Here is a 19,854-nt window from a genome sequence, read left to right on the forward strand (position 1 = left end):
GAGGTAATCAGAATGGTACTAGAAATCCCTTCAAGATTACATGCAGTTGTAAAATCCTTTAAGAATCCTGATCAGGAAGGTCAAGTGAAAAACACGCTTGGAGCCTCAAAAGATGATCAAAGAATACTAAACACAATTTTAAAATCTAATGATAATGTTGGTACACAAAGTTATTGGTTATAATTGGCGTTTAATGAAGACTTGTGTTGGCTTTACAACACAAGTCTTTTTTTATTGGAAAAAATGCATTTCTTTTGTGCGTTTTTGCGCAAACACATTGCACTGACAAGCTCAAGGAATTACAGGTAAACTTTAACATATAAATCAAATGCATTCAAAGAAAATCTAGTAGTTAGAAGTCACAAAAAATGAGGTATGCAGGTGAATACGGTGAAGCAGCTGAAAGAAGGCAACGAGGCGCTATATGTGTCACTGGCTCTGCAGACTGTTCTTCATGAGAACGCGTCTGCACTGGATGTAAAGCACACAGAAGTGTTAAATCTCGCCCACAAAATTCAAGAAGAAATTGAGAGATTCCATGAAGCGGCCCACGCTTTAAGAACGCCATCAGGCAAAGTCGTACCTCAAATGAGATTCATATTGGCTCACTTGCAGGATGAGCACCTCGCGAGCAGTTATTTTGAAGCACGTTCGCTGGGTCTAGATGCTGATTTTGTTCATATGCTTCGTACCGAAATTATTCGAAGAGGCATCACTGATTTGTATTGTGAAGATTTAGAGCATTAATCTGTCGAATTCGATATTTTAGTGTCGTTAAATGTCGCAATAAGTCGTACAATGAAAACGAATGCTAAATAGGAAGGAAATGCACCATAATGAAGCCTGCATTTATGCGGGCTTTTATTATGGAGACATGGGCTAGTTGAGGAGCACATGATTTTCTGTGTTGGCTCCTTCCTCTTTGACACTTAGTAATAAAAATCCAAATTATTGTTTACATAATTATTATTCTGACTCCATTTTAAAAAAGGAGTTTAAGCTTTAATCTCGAAATTTATGTTAAAAATCACAAAGGACAGGAGTTGGATATGATGATAAAAGGCTTCGGAGGCGTATTCTGGCGAACCAAAAACCTGGAAGCTACGAAGAAATGGTACAGTGATGTACTCAAGATTGACATCGAAAACTGGAATGGGACTGTCATAACGCCAGATGCAGAGAACAAGACGATCTTTTCTTTTTTTGCAGAGAACGACAGTTACTTTCCAACGAATCAGCAAGTAATGTTAAATTTCCAAGTCCATAATCTTAACGAAACGATCGAACATCTCGCCCAAATTGGTGTCCCCCTGGCCAAGCCAAAAGAGGCGGGTGACTTTGGACAATTTGTGTGGGTCAAAGATCCTGATGGCCGACTGGTCGAGCTTTGGGAGAAGTAAAGAATTGATTTTAATAATGGGGAACCTCGACAAATGAGGTTCCCCTATTTTATTGAGTGGATGATGCAGACATAAGAATCCTCCACATATCACAAGAGACTGCGTAATTAAAAAAACCTTCTTCACTTTTGTCTATCTGCAGACTTTTTTGTAAATAATACAGGAACATGAATTCTTCTCACGAATAATGAAGTAGTATGACTTATAGCGAGAATGGAATGGCGGGTGTAAAGATGAATCGGCAAATAAAATCAAAAGTTGATTCTATATTTGTTCATTACCATGGTATTGCCCGAACTAAAGATCTGCTGAATGAAGGGATTACCCATTATCATATTAAAAAACTGGAATCACAGGGTGAGATCGTTCGTGTAAAACAAGGTCTTTACCGTCATGCCGATCACAACAACAATAATCCAATTGAAGAATTGGTGGAAGTTGCCAGACTTGTTCCCAAAGGGGTTATTTGTCTGCTGTCTGCACTCTCCTATTACGAACTTACGACCTACAATCCTGGTGAGTACCAAGTTGCGATTCATCGAGGGGGCAAAAAACCGAAGTTGCCCGCCTATCCCCCGATTAAAGTGGTCTATCTAGCGGATACTCAGTACCATTTGGGTATAAGCGAAGTGGAACTTGAGGATGGTATCGTAAACATTTATGATCCGGAGAAAACCATTTGCGATATTGTGAGGTATCGAATGAAGATAGGCATCGATATTATGAAAGAAGGACTACGCAACTATCTTCACTCTCCGTACAAGAACATCACGAGACTGATTCAATATGCGGATAAATTGAGGATTCGTACGGTTCTTCAAAAATATTTGGAGGTACTGATCTGAATGAGCGATATTACAAATATTTCTGCATCCGTCTCCGAACGGCTGAAGAATATTGCACGCAAGTCTGGGAAGGCATTCGATTCTCTGCTGCTGCTTTATTTTCAGGAACGATTTTTGTATCGTTTATCCATTTCGGACTTTAAAGATCATTTTATTCTTAAAGGCGGGCTGTTTCTGTACTCGCAAACGGGATTTAAATCTCGTCCCACGAGGGACATTGACTTTCTAGCCAAGAAACTTCCAAATGAATTGGAAGATTTGCGCAACTCGTTTGTTAACATCTGTTCAATTGAAGTACCAATCGATGGTATTGTTTACCTTAAAGACGAGATGTCAATCGAACGGATTAAAGAGGATCAGGTATACGAGGGCGTTCGTGTAAAAGTTACCGCAATGCTGGGGCGTATTCGGAAGGTTTTGCAGTTTGACATCGGCTTTGGCGATGTGGTTATCCCTAAGCCGCAAATTATTGATTATCCTGTACTGCTTAACATGGAGATGCCAAGGATACAGGCTTATTCTAAGGAATCGGTCATTTCAGAAAAGTTTGAAGCCATGATCAGTTTGTCTGTTATGAATAGTCGAATGAAGGATTTCTATGATATTTATTCCCTGCTAATAGCAGAAAACTATGATGGACGAGTTTTGCATAAAGCAGTCTTGGAGACTTTTCAGCGGCGTGGCACGATTGTAGAGAAAAATCATCCCTTATTCTTTAAAGAGTTTGCTGCTGATATAGGACGAATTAAACAGTGGAATGCTTTCCTGAACCGAACGGGAATTGATTGTACACTTGATTTCAAAATCGCACTAGAAAATATCGTGACATTTTTGGAGCCAATCTATCGTGCTATCCTCGGAGAGCAGGAGTTCTTTGGAACATGGTATGCCACAGATAAGAAATGGTCTTTGCCTAATCCGACAATATGAACCTTTTCTCCTAGTATCAACCTTTCTACAAAATTAACGGTGTTAACACGTTCATTTACATAATATATATTCTGACTTCTGGTTGGAGCGATGCCGACCTTCATGTCCAATTAGTCTGCTATAATAATAGAAAAACCCGCATGGAGCGCGATACGGATGAACCTTCAGAAAGTAAAAGACCGCGAAGAGTTGGATAAACGTGTGCCGAGCATGCCTTGGTACGTGGAGAAATTCATCAACTACAAGCTGCCGGACCTCTCCCCCTCCTCGCTGCTTGAGTATGTGAGAGATTACGAGACTTTTTTTAACTGGCTGATGCGGGAGGGCTTGACGGAGGCGGGCAAGATGTCGGAGATTCCGATCGAGGTGCTGGAGCGGCTGAAGATGGACGAGATCGACAGCTTCCGCATGGAGCTCTCGACCCGGCGCGAGCATGCGAACACGCGGACGACGATCTCGCGCAAGCTCTCCTCCCTCCGCTCTCTGTTCCACTACCTGAGCCAGATTGCGGAGGATGACGACTACTATCCGCTGCTCAAGCGCAATGTGATGGCCAAGGTGTCGATCAAGCGCACGCACAAGCCCAAGGATACGGCTGCCAAGCTGGAGGGCAAGCTGCTCCAGGAGCAGGAGATCAGCGAGTTCATCGCCTACATAGCCGATTCCTATGCTGCGGACGTTGCGGACAACAAGCAGGCGCTGTACGCGCATGAGCTGAACCGGACGCGCGATGCATGCATCGTCAGTCTCGTGCTGAATTCGGGTCTTCGCGTCTCGGAGCTGGTGAACCTGAACATGGACGATCTCGATCTGAAAAAAAAGCTGGTGTACGTATACCGCAAGGGGAGCAACGACGATACGTTCAAGACGCCTGTCTTTTTCCGCCAGGATGCGCTCTCCGACCTCGAAGCGTACCTGCAGCAGCGCGAACTGCGCTATCGTGCGCCGAGACGGGAAAAAGCCCTCTTCCTCGCCTTGGCTAACGGCAAAAAAGAAGGCTCCCGCATGACAAAGCGGGCTGTCCAGGAGATGGTCATCAAGTATGCGAAGCGCTTCGGCAAGCCCTATCTCTCGGTCCACAAGCTGCGGCATTCGTTCGCAACCGACTACTATCTGTCCAACGATCTGTACAAGACGCAGGAACAGCTCGGGCATGCCTCGCCGGAGACGACGCAGATCTACGCGCATCTGACGGACAAGACGATGGAGGAAGCGATCGACCGGCGGAAAAACGAATCGTAATCGCAAGCAAGCCTTCCGATCAAAGGTCGTTTTGCAGCTTATCCGTGACGGCCTTCATCTTTTGCTCCATCGTGCCCCGCTTGTCCCTGCGGTCGTCGATCGTGATTGTAGTCGACACCCTCAAGGCGCCGTTCTCGAACGGCGTCTCATGCATTCGCCGCACGACGGCCAATACTTCGTCCAGCTCGCCCTCGATGATCGTGCTCATCGGCGTCAGCTGATGCTTGATCGTCTCTCCGGCCTGCGCCAGCACGCGCTCCACGGCCGCGACATACGCGCTCACGCTCGTCGATCCCGTGCCGAGCGGCACGATGGTCACTTGTACGATCGCCATGACGGCCACCTCCCCTTCCACATCTAATCAATCATTCGCAAATGTCCCCAAGCTCGCTCTGCATAATGCCTGTAGGCGCACGCTATTACGATCCAGGACGGCGAGTCCCGCGTCTGCCTCCTGCAGCTGCTGCCGGAGCACGTCCGCCTGATCTACGCCGCTCAAGTATCGCCCCAGGAAATGAACGAATACGTCCAGCCTGCGCAGCCGCATGAGCATGGGCAAGCTCTCGATCTCGGCTTCGCTCAAAGGCACGATCCCGCAGAACCCGCTTAGAAAAGCGGCGGCCGCGTCGAATGCGGTCTCGTCTTCGATCAGTCCCGCCAGCACGACGGCCGGCTCCATCGCCCGCAGCTCATGCGTGCAAAACTCAAAATCGAGAACGGCGACGATCCGCCCGGAGTCCGCGATGTCTGCGAGCAGATTGGAGTCGTTCACGTCGCCGTGAACGAGCTGATGCGGCAAGGCGCGCAGCGCCGGCAGCGACTCGCCGAACGCGCCGAGCGCGGCGCCGATGCGCGCCAGCGGATCGCGCAGATCGGCGAACGGCGCAGGCGGCTCGGCGCAGAACGAAGCGATGACCTGCTGCGGACAAGACGGATGCGTATGCTCCAGCTCATAGCATGGCAAATACGCGGGAGCGGCATCCGGCCGGATGTCCCGCAGCGCAGCCGACAGCCTGCCTACTGCCGCCCCGATCGCAGCGGCGGCGACGGGATCGCGTCCGTCGGGACGGATACCCTCCGTATAGCTGAACATGGCCGCATAGCGCCCCGATCCGTCGTCCAGCATCACATACGTCGCGCCATCCAAGGCCGCGATCGGCCGAGGGACGGCGAAGGGCAAGCCCGCGTCCGCCAGCTTGCGCAGCACATCGTGCTCGAACGCGATCTTGTCCGCATCCTTGTGCGTCTCGTAGACGCGAAGCACGCGCTTCACGCCGTCTTCGCTCTCCGCGATCCGCGTCGTATTGTTCCAGCCGCTCTCGCCCTGTGACACGCGCCAGCGCGCGTCCGGCTCGTAGCGGCTCAATAAAGCCTCGAAGCTCATCTTATCCCCCGATCTTCTTCACCGAACGTTCGATCGCAGCCTGCTCGGCGTCGGTGAACAGTCCCAGTCTCCAGAATGCCGCCCCGCCCAGACCGTACCGCTTGGCGAGCCCGAGCTTGTCGTCTACCGACGACTCGTTCTCCGCATTCAGATTGATGCCGAGCAGCAGCTTTTCCTTGGGCGCGCCCGCCGCGATCGCCAATCGTATCGCATCGTCGACCTTCGTGACGGACTGCGGATTTTTGTTCGCCGAATCAGCCTGTTCATAATCGTACGCCATAATGACCAGCTCGCTTGCCATCTTGGACAGTGCCGCATAGTCGTAGCCTTTGTATTCGCTGTTCAGCGGCGGCACCGCGAGCGCTACCTTGATGCCGTCCGGTCGTACCGCCTCGGACAGCTGCTTCACATACGCATTCAACACCGACTGCGCCATCTTCGGATCGTCATGCCAGCCGAGCCCCTCGAAGTCCAGCATGATGCCGCCGAAAGCATTGTCCTTGGCCAGCGCATGCAGACGTTCGATCGAGCTGTCACGCAGCGTCTTGTCGGTCAGCATCTTCATCAGCTGGCCTTTGCCGTCCTTGCCGAGCACGGTCAGATAGCTGCCGCCGCCGCTTGCGTTGACCTGCGCGACGATGCTCTCCGGCGTCACATCGCCCGCCGGCTTGGGCCAGTACCATCTCACGCCGGTCGCATCCGTCAGCGAGATCGCGCCGTCGTAGTCGACCTGCGTCCAACCGAACGCTACGTCGTTCAAGCCGGCCGCGAGCGGCAGTTGATCGTAGGCGGACACCGCGTAGAAGCCGAGCAGCCGCATCTCGCGCTGCGGCGAGGTGACGCGTACGGTCTTGGCGGGACCGTCCCAGACAACCTGAGCGCCGAATGCCTGGCTAAAAAACGCAAGCGGCACAAGCACGGAGCCGCCGGAATTGACCGGCGCGGCATTCAGGGCATATTTAACGCCATTAACAGTTGCGCTTTTCTGACCGAGCGTCAGCCTTACTTCGACGTTTTCCCCCGCTGCATTTTTGCCTTTGGCGACGACGGTCTTGGTGGCCGGCTGCCATACGGCGTTAACGCCGATCGCTTCGGCGAGCGACCTGAACGGCAGCAATATCGTGCCTTTACTATTAATCGGCGGTGCCGATACCGGCAGCTTGACGTCGTCGAGCACGATCGATACGGCCGGCGCGGTGGCGGCCGAGGCGCCCTCCGCCCCGACCGGCAGCAGCATGCATGCCGCCAATGCGGCCGGCAGCCATTTCTTGGTCTTGCTATACATGAGCGCAATCTCCTTTTCTTCCCGCTGAGTCTATCAATCTATTGATTAGACGCACAGGAGATTAAGGAGTTGCATAAAATTCCGCTAAATGGGAATGGGGCATGCAGCCTTGATACGAATCGTACCGCATCGTACGTATGCTGCGAGAGAAATAATCGCAATTAGTTTACATAATATTATTTATGATGCTTTTTATTATTCGGTCCATTCCGACCTCAATAATCCCATTTGGATGATATCGCAATATTGCCCGTGCCGGTACAGCTTCTGCCGCTGCCTGCCCTCCTCGACGAAGCCGCACTTGAGATAGCTGCGGTAGGCCCGTACGTTGAAGTCGTACACTTCAAGCTCGAGCCGATGCAGGTTAAGCTCATTGAAGGCGTAGCCGCACAGCAGCTTCATCGCCTCCGTCCCCAGCCCCCTGCCGCAGCGATCGGCTTGTCCGATCACAATGCCGATGCGGGCGAACCGATTTTTCCAATCGATCGTATCCAGCCCGATCTGCCCGATATACAGCTCCGTATCCGCCTCGGCGATGACGAAGCTCCTGCAATCCGGCCGCTGGTCCATCATATCGGCGAGGAAGCTCTCGGTCGATTCAAGACCGTGGGGATACAGGAAAATGTCCGATAAATACCCCGTAATCCCGCCGTCGTTCACCCACTGACGGATCGGGACGAGGTCCTCGTGGCGATATTCGCGCAGGCGCACCTGCGTACCGATAATATGAGGCATAAGATCGATCCCCCTTCTCAAAAGTTAGCCGGTGGTTAAAACGGTAAGCCAATCCTCGGGAAGCGACACGGCGCGGCGGCGGACCGACGCCAGATCGAAGGAAGCGATCAGCTCGTGCGGCGCCAGCTCGCCCGGCCGGTCGATCAGACCCGCCAGCCAGGCGAGATATCCGGCGAGCCGCTCCGGACGGACGCCATGCGCTTCGCGCAGCTCCGTCAGCGACACCGAGCCGTGGCGCTTGGACAGGCGGGCGCCATCCGCGCCCAGCAGCAGCGGCGAATGCGCGAACCGGGGCGGCGCTGCGCCCAGCGCCTCATACAGCGCCAGCTGTCTCGGCGTCGAATCCAGCAGATCCCACCCCCGCAGCACATCCGTGATTCCCATCTCGATATCGTCCGCGACGACGGCGAGCTGGTAGGCGACGATCCCGTCCGCGCGCATGACGACGAAGTCCCCGCCGCTGCCGCCCGCATATTCGAGCCGCCCCGCGATCCCGTCTTCGAATCGATACAACCTCGTCTCGTCCATCGCGAAGCGGAGCGACGGCGTCTTGCGCTGCGCGCGCGACTCCCGCTCGTCTGCCGACAGCTGCCGGCAGGTGCCGGGATAGGCCGGCCCCTCCGAATCGAGGCCGTGCGGCGCCTGGGCGGCCGCTTGCAGGTCCGCACGGCTGCAATAGCAAGGATAGAGCCGTCCCTGTCTGCGCAGCTCGTCCAGCGTCCGCTCGTACAGGCCGCCGCGCCGGCTCTGCTCGTATGGCGCATGGGGACCGCCGATATCGGGTCCCTCGTCCCAATCGAGGCCCAGCCAGCGCAGCTCCGACAGCGCCAGGCCGGCCAGCTCGGGCTTGCTCCGCTGCCGGTCCAGGTCCTCGATCCGCAGGATCATCTCCCCGCCCAGCGCGCGAATCTGCAGCCAGGCGAGCAGCGCCGTCAAGGCATTGCCCAGATGCAGCCTGCCCGACGGCGTCGGCGCGAACCGACCGCGTGTCCTCTTCCCCTCCGGTGACATCGCCGCCTCCCCTTTCCGCACGGATTCATCTTGTTGCATAATAGGATTCATATTGAGTTCACATAGGCCGCGCATGATAACACTATCAGCTTGCAAGGCTTCGACTCTAACTCCTCATTCAAAGGTGGCCGATACAAAATGGCGCGCATACTTATTGTAGACGATGATCCGAATATCCGCGAGCTGCTCGGGCATTTCCTCAACCGCGAAGGCTTCGAGACGCAAGAAGCGGGCGACGGGAAAGAAGCGCTGGCGGTGCTCGACGAAGCGCAGTTCGATCTGGTCATTCTCGATATCATGATGCCCAATATGGACGGCTGGGCGCTGTGCAAGGAATTGCGCAGCAGCTACGAGCTGCCCGTCCTCATGCTGACGGCGATGGGCGAGACGGCGCAGAAGGTCAAGGGATTCGAGCTCGGCACGGACGACTATATGGTCAAGCCGTTCGAGCCGGCCGAGCTGGTCGTGCGGGTCAAGGCGCTGCTGCGCAGATACAAGATCGCGGTCTCGCATCAGATCCAGATCGGCCGCGTGCAGATGAACCGGCAGACGTTCGAGCTGCTGCTGGACGATCAGCCGCACACGCTCCCGCTCAAGGAGTTCGAGCTGCTGTTCAAGCTGGCGAGCCATCCCGGACAGACATTCTCCCGCGATCAGATCATCGAGCAGATCTGGGGCTTCGACTACGAGGGGGACGAGCGCACGGTCGACGTGCATATCCGCAGGCTGCGGGAGCGATTCCCGGACGAATGCGGCTTCCGCATCACGACGATCCGGGGGCTCGGCTACCGGCTGGAGGTGCTGTCTTGAACAGAGGCGGCTATCGATTGGAGGTGCTGTCGTGAATAGAGGCGGGTCGCGGCTGTCCGTCGCCTGGCGCGCATTCCTGAAGCGTCACAAGGAATACGGCGAGATGCACAAAAGGTTCGAATCGCGCATGCACGAGCAGCGCAGACAGGAAGCGCTCGCCGCCGGCGGCTGGCGTGCACGCTTCGAGATGCTGCCTAACTTTTTGCAGCATCTGTTCGGGATCGCAGCATTCCTGCTCGGGTACTCCTTGCTCTGGACGATTGCGCATTTCATGCTCAAGGGTGTCGCGCTACTCCTCCCCATGCCGGGTACGCTGCGCGAATATTTGACGGTCGTCTGCACCTTTTTCCTGCTGGGCCTGCTGATTATGGCGGTGCGGTACCTGTTCCAGCCCGAGGCGAACGCCATGAAGCTCGTCAACTCGCTGACCGACGCGATGGCGCGGATGGGCAAAGGCGACTTCAACGTCAATGTAGAGGTGAATCCCCGGTATGCGGGACAATATTACGAGGTCGTCAAAAACTTCAAGCAGATGGCAGCCGATCTCGGTCAGATCGAGGATATGCGCCAGCAGTTCGTCGCCAACGTCTCGCATGAGATCCAGTCGCCGCTGACCTCGATCAAAGGCTTCGCGCAGGCGCTCAAGTCGGATCGGCTGGCGGATACGCAGCGCCTGCACTATCTCGATATTATCGAAGCCGAGAGCGACCGGCTGTCCCGGCTCGGAGACAATCTGCTCAAGCTGACGACGCTCGAATCCAAGCGCCCGCCCTACCATCCTCGCCCCTACCGTCTGGACAAGCAGCTGCGCCAGGTCGTGCTGGCTTCGGAGCCCCAGTGGCAGGCCAAGCGTCTGGAGCTCGATATTCGGCTCGCCGAGTGCGAGCTTGAAGGCGACGAGGAGCAGCTGCGCCAAGTATGGGTCAATCTGCTGCACAACGCCATCAAGTTCACGCCGGAGGGGGGCGCGCTCGGCATCACACTGACGGCGACGGGCGCCAGCGCGATCGTCCATATCGAGGACACCGGACCGGGAGTCCCGCCCGAGCATCTGCCGCGGCTGTTCGAGCGCTTCTACAAGGTGGACAAATCGCGCAACCGCGCCGCCGGCGGCAGCGGGCTCGGACTCTCGATCGTCCAGCGGATCGTGCAGATGCACGGCGGCGAAGTCGCGATCGCGAACAGGCTCGTGACCGGCACGCGCGTGACCGTCGAGCTGCCGCTCTCACAAGGGTAGCTTCGCGATCAACGGTCTGTACAACAAAAGAACCGTCAGGGAAAAAACTTTCCCTGCGGTTCTTTTGTTGTGTGTCCAGAGCGAGTTAAGTGCAATATGATCTTTGAGATGCTGCATGATACATGTATCTTCCGATTCCCGACAGGGTGATATAACGCTAGTTTAGCATACGATCCCGAGAGCTCTATGGGCGATCTGCACAGTATAGCTGTTAAAAAAAGCTGCCGTCGCGAACGCGACAGGCAGCTTGTATTCGTAGTGCGGCGCTCGCCGATCAGAGCTTGAACTTGCTGACGGCCTGCTTCAATTCAGTGGCCACGCCCGCCAGCGTGCCGGCCGAGGAAGCCAGCTCCTCGCTGAACGCCAGCTGCTCCTCGGCAGAGGCGGCTGCCTCCTGGGTCATCGAAGCGGTCTTCGACGCCATATGGCCGATGCTGGATACGGAGGCCGATACCTCCTCGGAGCTGGCGGCCAGCTGCTCGGCTGCGGCAGCCGCCTCCTGCACCCGCGACGACACCTCGTACGAGGCGGACGCGATCTGAGTGAACGCGGCTTCGGCCTCGCCGACGGCCTGGCTGCCCGCCTGCACCTCGTCGATGCTCGAGCGCATCAGCCCGGACATCGCCTCGACCTGCTCGCGCACCTCCGTGATGAGCGCGTAGACGTTGCCGACGGAGTCGTTGGTCTGCGTCGCGAGCTTGCGCACCTCGCCGGCGACGACTGCGAAGCCAGCGCCGTGCTCGCCCGCCCGGGCCGCCTCGATCGCCGCGTTAAGCGCCAGCAGGTTCGTCCGGGTCGCGATCTCTCCGATGATGGCGGTCACCTCGCCGATCTGATGCGACTTGGCCACGAGATCGGAGATTTGTCGGCCGGCCTGTCCCATCGTCGTCTCGAGCGCATTCATGCGCTCGGACAGATGACGGATGCGCTGCGTTCCCGTAGAGGCTGCGGACGACGCGCCGGCTGACAGCTCCGCCACCTCCGACGTCGTCTCCGCAATCCGCCCTACCCCTTCCGCCATCTCCTCCATCACCCTGTCGCACTCGGCCGCGGACTTCGCCTGACTTTCCGAATTCGAGGCGACCAGGGACACTGACTCTGCGATCCGGTTGGCCGCACCGCTGTTCTGATCGGAGCCCTCGGACAGCTGATTGGCCGAGAGCGAGAGCACCGTGGCGCTCTGCTGCATATGCTGCACGGATTGCCGCAGCCCGGCGAGCGTATCGTTCAGCTTGACGATCAGCGTCCCGAATTCGTCGCTTCGACCGGAAGTCAGCGGTGCGAAGGACAAGTCTCCGGCAGCGACTTTGCTGAGCGCGTCGGTCGTCTGCTTGAGCGGCCTGATAATGTTGCGAATGAGCAGCCACGCCAGCGCGGCGGCCAGCAGCAAAATAGCGAGCCCGATATAAAAGACGAACGAGGCGCTGCTATGAAACAGGTCTTTGCTGTCTTTTACATTTTTTTGCGCTTCAGTATGGTTAAATTCGATCATTTGATCCACGTTTTTGTCGAGCACGGCAAAGGCTTCCGTAGACTTCTTCGTCGTCTGGGCATCGCTTGTCTGCGTGGCGGAGGCGAAGCTCGCTTTGAACGTGCTCCAGGACTTGGACAGTTGATCGTACAGCACCCGATCATCGTCGTTAACGATCGTGGCTGCGTAAGTATTTATGGTCGTATCGATCCGCGGAAATACTTCCGCGATTTGACCGGTCGTTTTTTTCTTCTCCGTTGCGTCTGCGGTCAGGAGCGATTGGTAATACAAATTCGTAATTTGCTGAAGATCGATTTTGATCTTGCTCATCGATTCCACGCCGACGAGCCAATCCTCTCCGATCTCCTGCGTCTGCTTGTTCATGCGGTCCATGTTGACCAGGCTCATGAATCCGAGTCCCGCGAATGCGATTATAATCGCGCTGAACGCACCTACTAGCTTTTTGCCGACTGTCCATCTCATCTGCTGTGCGCCTCCTGCCGTCATGTCCGGCGTCGAAAATATAAGGTTTCCCTTATCATATCGGCAAGGAATGAACATTCGCTTAACAACTATCTCGAAATGAGTCGGTTTATGATGAATAATGAGTTTTTATGTCGAATACTGTTTTTTATGTTGATTTATTTGCAAATAAATATGCCCCGGTTTCATCCGATCGATGAAACGAGGCACCGAATGTTAAGCGAATGTTAGATGCAGCTTGTACAAAAGATTTTCTTGGAGCTGAATGCTGTATGCTAGTTAACAACTTTTAGTATCAGGGTTTACTTAGCCGGCCATTCGGCGCACGCGCCGCGGCGACGATCGCATCGCAATATCGTGCGCCTCATGTGAACGTGGTGCAGTTCCACCGGCAGAATCCGGCGCTTCAGTCGATCCACTGCTCACGACCATGCCACAGGCGATTAAGTGTGAATAACAGAACAGCGACAGAACGGCTCCTCGGACCTAATTCACATATTTTATGCTTTGTTTAATGATTAACAGTCAAAATTTCTTCTCCAAGATTATTGTAAAATATTATTTTAAAGTTCGGATTTGGATTCCATATTCTTTCATCAAGCACGACAAGATTATTCTCCTCTTTATATTCAAGTTCGTGATCCGTTCCTATGCTGTCAAGAATAACCTTATAGCTTTTTATATTCTTTGCGATTTCTATATTTTTGATAATAATGCCGACAGAACCTTTTTCCAATCCTCCAATAACGAAACTTTTATTTGGTTCTCCAACAAAATATTCGAAGTCTCCCTTGTTTCTAAATACATAAATAGTATTTTCCCCAGAAAAGATATACGACTTATCTTTAAGAGCCACTATTTTCGGATTTATTATTTGCTTCTCCTTAATAAATTGTTCAACATTGTAATCTTTGTCATTTTTAGATGAGCATCCTTGACTTAAAGCTACGACCAACAAAAGAAAAATAACTAAAAACAAACTGCGCTTTTTCTCCATATTAACAGACCCCTTATATATTTTACTTATATTGCAAACTCTGAACATGCTGATTATACTCGCGATTATGCGAGTGCAAGCAACCCACCTTCAGAATCAGTATATCCTTGGACCGCTCAACATAAGAGTCAAAACGCTGGTCTTGCATTTGATATTAACCTAAAGTCGGCATCGAACAACAAAGATTATACAACTACAACTCATAGAGGATATATGGCATTCAGAGTTTTCTAAGAACAATTCCACGGCACTTTCTACAAACGCTTATGGTCACTATTCTCACCTGTGGAATACGATTTCTAGAAACCCCATTGTTAGAGCCCTACAAAACCTAAGGTTTTGTAGGGCTCTTTTGTAGAGTTCAAACACAATCTCTGGCGTTTCGCATCTGACCAGCTTCGCGGCTGTGTCATACTTGGAATCTGTCAGGCGGATGTGCTGCCAGCAGGATCGGTACTGGCCGCTGGTTCTGTAGCGACATGAACATGCCAGAATATACAAGTTGAACATACTGGAGTTAGATCTGAGGCACAAACTCGGTAGCTTATAACTCACTGGCGGGCGGGCCGCCTTCATGACGGGGATAGGTAGCTGTTCACGCTTGGCGACTGACGCCGATGTCATCCGTGTAACGACATGAATAAACATGAAATGAAAAAAAAGGACAGCTACTTATACATCAGCTGTCCTGTTGCATTAAGCTAACTTCTTCCGTTGCTAGTACGCTACGAACGCTGCAGCTTCATGAAGCGGCCGTAAGCTTGCTCCCATGCTTCGGCCTCGCTCGGCGCATACGCATCCACCGGAAACGAAGCCGCCACGAGCCGTCTCGCCTCCGCCAGATCCTCGCAGGCGCCCTGCGCGATGAACTGCATGAGCAGATTGCCGATCGCGCTCGCCTCCGCAGGTCCGGCCCATACGGGACGCCCGATCGCACTGGCGGACAAGCGGCACAGCAGACGGTTCTGGATGCCGCCGCCGACCATGTGCAGGCCGCCGAACCGGCGTCCCGTCAGCCGCTCCGCCTGCTCCAGCGCCTGCCGGTAGCGCAGCGCCAGGCTCTCGAGGATGCAGCGGACGAGCTCGCCCTTCGTACCCGGCTCCGGCTGCCCCGTCTCCCTGCAATAAGCGCGGATCTTGTCCGTCATGCCGGACGGCGCATAAAATCTGGCGTCGTCGGGATCGATGAAGCTGCGCAGCGGCGCGGCAGCCTCGGCCAGTCCGACCAGCTCCGCATGCGAATGCGGCTCTCCGGCTTCCTCCCACTCCCGCTTGCACTCTTGCAGTATCCATAGTCCCATAATGTTTTTGAGCAGCTGATAGGTGCCGTCCACGCCGCCTTCATTGGAAAAGGAGAGGGCCAGCGTCTCCGGCGCCAGCACCGGCTCCGCAAGCTCGGTGCCGAGCAGCGACCAGGTGCCGCAGACGAGATAGGCGAACGGCTCGCCCGCAGCCGGCACGGCCGCGATCGCGGACGCCGTGTCGTGCGAGCCCACGGCAACCGTCTCCAGCGACGGCACCCGCAGCTCCTCCAGCACTTCGTCCGATAGTCTGCCGATCCGCGTACCGGGCGCGACCGGCTCCAGGAACATCCCCTCCGGTATGCCGAGCTCCCGCATGAGCGGCTTGTTCCAGGTGCGCGTCCGCGGATCGAACAGCTGCGTCGTCGTCGCCATCGTGAATTCGCAAGTAGGAATGCCGGTGAGCAGGTAGCTCAGCAGATCCGGCGTCAGCAGCAGCGTCCTCGCGGCGGCGAGCTTGGGCGAGCGGGCCTTGCTCATCGCATACAGCTGATAGATCGTATTGAACGGCATGAACTGCAGCCCGCTGGCCGCGAACAGCGCATCTGCGCCGAAGCGGCCGGCCAGCTCCTCGATCAGCCCCTCGGTCTGCGGGTCGCGGTAGTGATACGGATTGCCCAGCAGCTCGCCGTTGTCGTCGATCAGCCCGAAGTCGACGCCCCAGGTGTCGATGCCGAGCGTGGCCGGCGCATAGCCCGCCTGGAACGTCTTGCGGATGCCCCGCTTGATATCCTGGAGCAGCCGCAGGATGTCCCAGTGCAGATGCTTGCCGACGCGGACCGCGTCATTGTCGAAGCGGTGCATCTCCGCCACATACAGCTGACGGCGGCCGTCCGGCGTCTCCTTCAGCTCGCCGACATAGGCGCGGCCGGAGCTCGCCCCCATGTCGAAGGCCAGCGCGGAAGCTGCGGTACGTCCGCCCGGCGCGGCTAGTTTCTCGCTCATCGCTGTCAGCCTCCGCTTATTTCATTTTTTGCAGCAGCTCGATCCGGTACGCCTCGCTCTCGAGCGATGCGATCTCCTTGTACTCCGCGTCCGTCAGCGCCTTGGGCGGCTTGATCGCGCTCGCGATAAGCCAGATCTTGGCGCTCTCCTCGACGACCTCGGTGCGGTAATACGCTTCGCGGAGATTGCGGCCGGTCGTGACGAGCCCGTGATTGCCGAGCAGGATCGTGCTGTAGTCGTTCACTTTGGCGACGACGGCGTCGGCGAGCCGGTCGGTCGTCGGCAGCACGTACGGCACATACGTCGTCGTGCCGACGAGCGCGGCCTGGTCCGGGAACATGACCGGCAGCTCCTCGGCGACGAGCGTGAAGGCGATGCAGTAAGGCGGGTGCGTGTGGACGATCGCGCCGATCGCAGGGTTCGCCCGGTAGGCGTACAGATGCATGAGCACCTCGGACGAAGGCCGAAGACCGATATCGGCGATCTCGCCGCTCTCGATGTCGACCTCGACCCATTGCTCGGGCTCGATCTCGTCGAGCGCGAAGCCGCTCGGGGACAGATACATCTTGCCCTCGTGGCGCGCGCTCAGATTGCCGCCGGGACCGACGACCAGCTTGTTGGACACGGTCTTGCGGGCATACTTGCACAGTTCATGGCGAATATCGGTAGCGCTCATGCGCGGATGACCTCCATCGGGATCGCGCGTCCGGGGCTTGGTGCGGCCCGCGCTATGCGGCGCCCCGGATGCAGCTCCTTCTTATTTGTACAACGGTCCGAAGTTGGCGCAGGCTCTGAAGTCTGCGGCCTCGATGCCGTCCGTGCCGAACAGTCCCCAGGCCCGCGGGCGGAAGACGCGCGCCTCGTCGACATTGTGCATGCTGACCGGGATGCGCAGCATCGAAGCGAGCGTGATCAGATCGGCGCCGATGTGGCCGTAGCTGATCGAGCCGTGGTTCGCGCCCCAGTTGTCCATGACGTCGTAGACGGTGCGGAACGCGCCCTTGCCCGTGACGATCGGCGCGAACCACGTCGTCGGCCAGGTCGGGTCGGTGCGCTTGTCGAGCGCGTCGTGCACGTCGGCCGGCAGGTCGACCGAATAGCCTTCGGCGATCTGCAGCGTCGGGCCGATGCCCTTGACGTAGTTCAGGCGGGACATCGTCATCGGCATGCCGCCGCGCGTCAGGAAGTCGGACGAGTAGCCGCCCCCACGGAAGTATTCGGCCGACGCCGGGCGCCAGCTCGTGGCGTCCAGACATTTTTGCGCCTCGTCCTCCGTGATCTCCCAGTGCGGCTTCATGGCCGGCTGGCCGTCCTTCGACTGCTCGCCGGTGCCGTCCATCGTCGCGGAGCCGGAGTTGATCAAGTGAAGCAAGCCGCCTGCGGCCGCGCCGGTGAGCTTGTGACCGGTAACCCGCTCGACCGAATCCGCTCCCCAGTAGGTGCGCACGTCCGCGAAGATCTGCGCCGTGTTGGTGAGCAGATAGCCCATCAGCATCGGAATGCCGTTCAGGCTGTCGTTCTCCGTGGCGACGATGTACGGGCTGCGGATGCCGTTCCAGTCGAACGAGGAGTTGAGCATCGTCTCGAGGAAGTCGCCGTTCGGGAAATGATCCGTCCACGCGCGCTGTCCCTGGAAGCCGGACACGATCGCGTTGTGCCCCATCGCCTCTTCGCCGAAGCCGAGCTCCGCGAGGCGCGGATTGCCGATCATCAGATCGCGGGCGATCTGCGTCATCTTCACGACGGTCTCCCAGTCCTTGTCCTTGTCCTCGCGGCTCTTTTGCAGATGCGCCGGGTTGTTGTCCGGGCCTTCCTTGCAATTTTCCTTCACCCAGGCGAGCGCCCGCTCGAACTCCGCCGGATCATAGATGTCTTCCTCGATGCGGCGCACGAACTCGGACATGTCCACATACTCCGTGCGCATGCCGAGATATTCCTGGAACAGTCCGTCGTTGACGATCGAGCCCGCGATGCCCATCGACACCGAGCCCATCGACAGGTACGACTTGCCGCGCATGATCGCGACGGCAAGACCGGCGCGGGCGAAGCCGATCAGCTTCTCGCGCACGTCCTCGGGCACGGTCGTGTCGCCCGAATCCTGCACCTGTTCGCCGTAGATGCCGAACGCCGGCAGTCCCTTTTGCGCATAGCCCGACAGCACGGCCGCGAGATACACGGCGCCCGGACGCTCGGTGCCGTTGAAGCCCCATACCGCCTTCGGCAGCGTCGGGTCCATGTCCATCGTCTCGGTGCCGTAGCACCAGCAAGGCGTGACCGTGAGCGAGACGCCGACGCCGGCCTTCGCGAACTTGTCGGCCGATGCTGCCGCTTCGGCGACGCCGCCGATGCATGTATCGGAGATGACGCACTCGACCGGCTCGCCGTTCGGATAACGCAGCGTGCTGCTGAGCAGCTCGGCCACGGCCTTGGCCATGTTCATCGTCTGATCCTCGAGCGATTCGCGAACCCCCTTGCGTCTGCCGTCGATCGTCGGCCGGATGCCGATCTTGGGGAAGCCGCCGCGGAATCTGTAGGCGCTATCTGTCATGAATGAATCCTCCTTGAAAGCGATTGATATGTTACCGATAACTCTAACTTAGCAACGAAACGTCTTGCTGTCAATCCGTTGTTTTTGTAAGATATACATTATAGATATGGCGTTGCTACGAAAGGGCTGGACGGGATGGTCACGATTTACGATATCGCGGCGAAGGCCGGCGTCTCTGCGATGACAGTATCCAGAGTTATCAATAACACCGGCAGAATCAGCGACAAGACCCGTACCAAGGTGAAGCGGGTGATGGACGAGCTCGGCTATGTGCCCAACCAGATGGCGCGCAGTCTCGTGCTGCAGCAGACCCACCTGCTGTTTCTCATGATTACCGACATTACGAATCCTTTTTATACGACGCTGGCGCGGGGAGCCGAGGATGCTGCGCAGAAGCATGGCTACCGGTTGCTGTTCGGCAATACGGATGAGAATCTGGACAAGGAAAAGGATTATATCGACACGATCTTAAAGACGCGCGCGGACGGGGTGCTGTTCGCACCCGCAGGCGACGCTTCGCTCCCTCATCTGGAAATGCTGCGCAAACACGGCGTGCCGTTCGTCCTGCTCGACCGCGAGGTGCCGGGCATCGACAGCGACGTCGTGCTCGGGGACAGCAAGGAAGGCGCGCGGCGGCTCGTGAAGCAGCTCGTCGACGGCGGCCACCGGCGGATCGCCCTGCTTAACGGCTCGCGGACGATCTCCAGCGCCAGAGAACGGCTCGAGGGCTACCGCGAGGCGCTCAAGCTGAACGATCTGCCGTTCGACGAGCAGCTCGTGCTGGAGGCCAGCTTCGGCCCGCGCAGCGACCTGTCCGAGATCGATGCCTGGCTCACGCGCATGGACCCGCCGCCCACCGCCTTCGTCGCGGGCAACAACGTGCTCGCCGTCGAGCTGATGCGCTCGCTGCGCGCACGCGGACTGCGCGTGCCCGAGGATACCTCGCTCGTCTGCTTCGACGAGCTGGCCTCCTACGCGGAGATCGATCCGTTCCTCACCGTGATCGCCCAGCAGGCGTATCAGTTCGGGCATCTGGGCATGCAGATGCTGCTCGACCGCATCCAATCCCGCGGCGAAGCGTCCGCCTGGCGCAAGGTCGTGCTCCCGGCCGAGCTCATCGTGCGGCGGTCGGTGCGGCAGCTGTGAGCGGCAAAAAGGACAGGCGAGGAGAAAAAAGGACCGCCAGGGAAAAGCTGCTCCCTAAGAGTCAATTTCATAATTAATCATAGC

The 19,854-nt window shown here is 56.5% G+C and carries 19 protein-coding genes; 9 read left to right on the plus strand and 10 right to left on the minus strand.

Annotation, left to right across the window (positions count from 1 at the left end):
- The first annotated feature begins 12 nt into the window (after positions 1-12).
- The 6 genes from VQ071_RS08560 to xerS all read left to right on the plus strand — a co-directional run bounded on the left by VQ071_RS08560 (position 13) and on the right by xerS (position 4,417).
- Positions 13-183 (plus strand): hypothetical protein, encoded by a 171-nt coding sequence (locus tag VQ071_RS08560; protein WP_340513526.1) that lies wholly within the window; start codon positions 13-15, stop codon positions 181-183.
- 198 nt (positions 184-381) lie between these two features.
- A complete protein-coding gene (gene sda, locus VQ071_RS08565) occupies positions 382-747 on the plus strand; it encodes a sporulation histidine kinase inhibitor Sda (protein ID WP_340513528.1) in 366 nt (121 codons plus the stop codon).
- A 305-nt stretch (positions 748-1,052) separates the two neighbouring features.
- Positions 1,053-1,400 carry a VOC family protein gene (locus tag VQ071_RS08570; protein ID WP_340513529.1) on the plus strand — a complete coding sequence of 116 codons (348 nt, stop codon included), beginning with the start codon at positions 1,053-1,055 and terminating at the stop codon, positions 1,398-1,400.
- Between the two features lie 233 nt (positions 1,401-1,633).
- Positions 1,634-2,245, plus strand: coding sequence for a type IV toxin-antitoxin system AbiEi family antitoxin domain-containing protein (locus VQ071_RS08575; protein WP_340513530.1), 612 nt, complete (start codon positions 1,634-1,636; stop codon positions 2,243-2,245).
- The gene (locus VQ071_RS08580; RefSeq protein ID WP_340513531.1) at positions 2,246-3,175 is read left to right on the plus strand and encodes a nucleotidyl transferase AbiEii/AbiGii toxin family protein; all 930 of its coding nucleotides are present in this window, start codon (positions 2,246-2,248) and stop codon (positions 3,173-3,175) included.
- Positions 3,176-3,331: 156 nt separating this feature from the next.
- A complete protein-coding gene (gene xerS, locus VQ071_RS08585) occupies positions 3,332-4,417 on the plus strand; it encodes a tyrosine recombinase XerS (protein WP_340513532.1) in 1,086 nt (361 codons plus the stop codon).
- A gap of 19 nt (positions 4,418-4,436) precedes the next feature.
- On the opposite strand, the gene VQ071_RS08590 is transcribed toward xerS, so the two are convergent.
- The 5 genes from VQ071_RS08590 to gluQRS form a co-directional block, all read right to left on the minus strand.
- Positions 4,437-4,751, minus strand: a complete 315-nt coding sequence (locus tag VQ071_RS08590) for an MTH1187 family thiamine-binding protein (protein ID WP_340513534.1) — start codon at positions 4,749-4,751, stop codon at positions 4,437-4,439.
- A 27-nt stretch (positions 4,752-4,778) separates the two neighbouring features.
- Positions 4,779-5,801, minus strand: a complete 1,023-nt coding sequence (locus tag VQ071_RS08595) for a phosphotransferase (RefSeq protein WP_340513535.1) — start codon at positions 5,799-5,801, stop codon at positions 4,779-4,781.
- Between the two features lies 1 nt (position 5,802).
- The gene (locus tag VQ071_RS08600; protein ID WP_340513536.1) at positions 5,803-7,086 is read right to left on the minus strand and encodes a stalk domain-containing protein; all 1,284 of its coding nucleotides are present in this window, start codon (positions 7,084-7,086) and stop codon (positions 5,803-5,805) included.
- Between the two features lie 195 nt (positions 7,087-7,281).
- Complete coding sequence (locus tag VQ071_RS08605) at positions 7,282-7,821, minus strand: GNAT family N-acetyltransferase (protein ID WP_340513537.1); 540 nt, start codon at positions 7,819-7,821, stop codon at positions 7,282-7,284.
- 24 nt (positions 7,822-7,845) lie between these two features.
- Positions 7,846-8,832: a tRNA glutamyl-Q(34) synthetase GluQRS gene (gene gluQRS, locus VQ071_RS08610; RefSeq protein WP_340513538.1), complete on the minus strand. Its 987-nt coding sequence runs from the start codon at positions 8,830-8,832 to the stop codon at positions 7,846-7,848.
- A 138-nt stretch (positions 8,833-8,970) separates the two neighbouring features.
- Between gluQRS and VQ071_RS08615 the strand changes: the two genes are divergently transcribed.
- Positions 8,971-9,642 carry a response regulator transcription factor gene (locus tag VQ071_RS08615; protein ID WP_340513539.1) on the plus strand — a complete coding sequence of 224 codons (672 nt, stop codon included), beginning with the start codon at positions 8,971-8,973 and terminating at the stop codon, positions 9,640-9,642.
- A 31-nt stretch (positions 9,643-9,673) separates the two neighbouring features.
- On the plus strand, positions 9,674-10,879 hold the full coding sequence (locus VQ071_RS08620) for a HAMP domain-containing sensor histidine kinase (RefSeq protein ID WP_340513540.1): 1,206 nt from the start codon (positions 9,674-9,676) through the stop codon (positions 10,877-10,879).
- Between the two features lie 274 nt (positions 10,880-11,153).
- Here the strand turns inward: VQ071_RS08620 and VQ071_RS08625 are convergent, their stop codons facing one another.
- The 5 genes from VQ071_RS08625 to VQ071_RS08645 all read right to left on the minus strand — a co-directional run bounded on the left by VQ071_RS08625 (position 11,154) and on the right by VQ071_RS08645 (position 18,624).
- The gene (locus VQ071_RS08625) at positions 11,154-12,833 is read right to left on the minus strand and encodes a methyl-accepting chemotaxis protein (protein ID WP_340513541.1); all 1,680 of its coding nucleotides are present in this window, start codon (positions 12,831-12,833) and stop codon (positions 11,154-11,156) included.
- A gap of 511 nt (positions 12,834-13,344) precedes the next feature.
- Positions 13,345-13,830 carry a hypothetical protein gene (locus tag VQ071_RS08630; protein ID WP_340513542.1) on the minus strand — a complete coding sequence of 162 codons (486 nt, stop codon included), beginning with the start codon at positions 13,828-13,830 and terminating at the stop codon, positions 13,345-13,347.
- Between the two features lie 725 nt (positions 13,831-14,555).
- Positions 14,556-16,076 (minus strand): rhamnulokinase, encoded by a 1,521-nt coding sequence (locus VQ071_RS08635; protein ID WP_340513544.1) that lies wholly within the window; start codon positions 16,074-16,076, stop codon positions 14,556-14,558.
- Positions 16,077-16,092: 16 nt separating this feature from the next.
- Entirely contained in the window at positions 16,093-16,752 is a 660-nt protein-coding gene (locus VQ071_RS08640; RefSeq protein ID WP_340513546.1) for a class II aldolase/adducin family protein, read from the minus strand.
- A gap of 81 nt (positions 16,753-16,833) precedes the next feature.
- Positions 16,834-18,624 carry an L-fucose isomerase gene (locus tag VQ071_RS08645; RefSeq protein ID WP_340513547.1) on the minus strand — a complete coding sequence of 597 codons (1,791 nt, stop codon included), beginning with the start codon at positions 18,622-18,624 and terminating at the stop codon, positions 16,834-16,836.
- 135 nt (positions 18,625-18,759) lie between these two features.
- On the opposite strand from VQ071_RS08645, the gene VQ071_RS08650 reads away from it, so the two are divergent.
- Positions 18,760-19,770, plus strand: a complete 1,011-nt coding sequence (locus tag VQ071_RS08650; RefSeq protein WP_340513548.1) for a LacI family DNA-binding transcriptional regulator — start codon at positions 18,760-18,762, stop codon at positions 19,768-19,770.
- The last annotated feature ends 84 nt before the right edge of the window (positions 19,771-19,854 follow it).

The organism is Cohnella sp. 56 (assembly GCF_037963805.1).
Lineage (GTDB): Bacteria > Bacillota > Bacilli > Paenibacillales > Paenibacillaceae > Cohnella.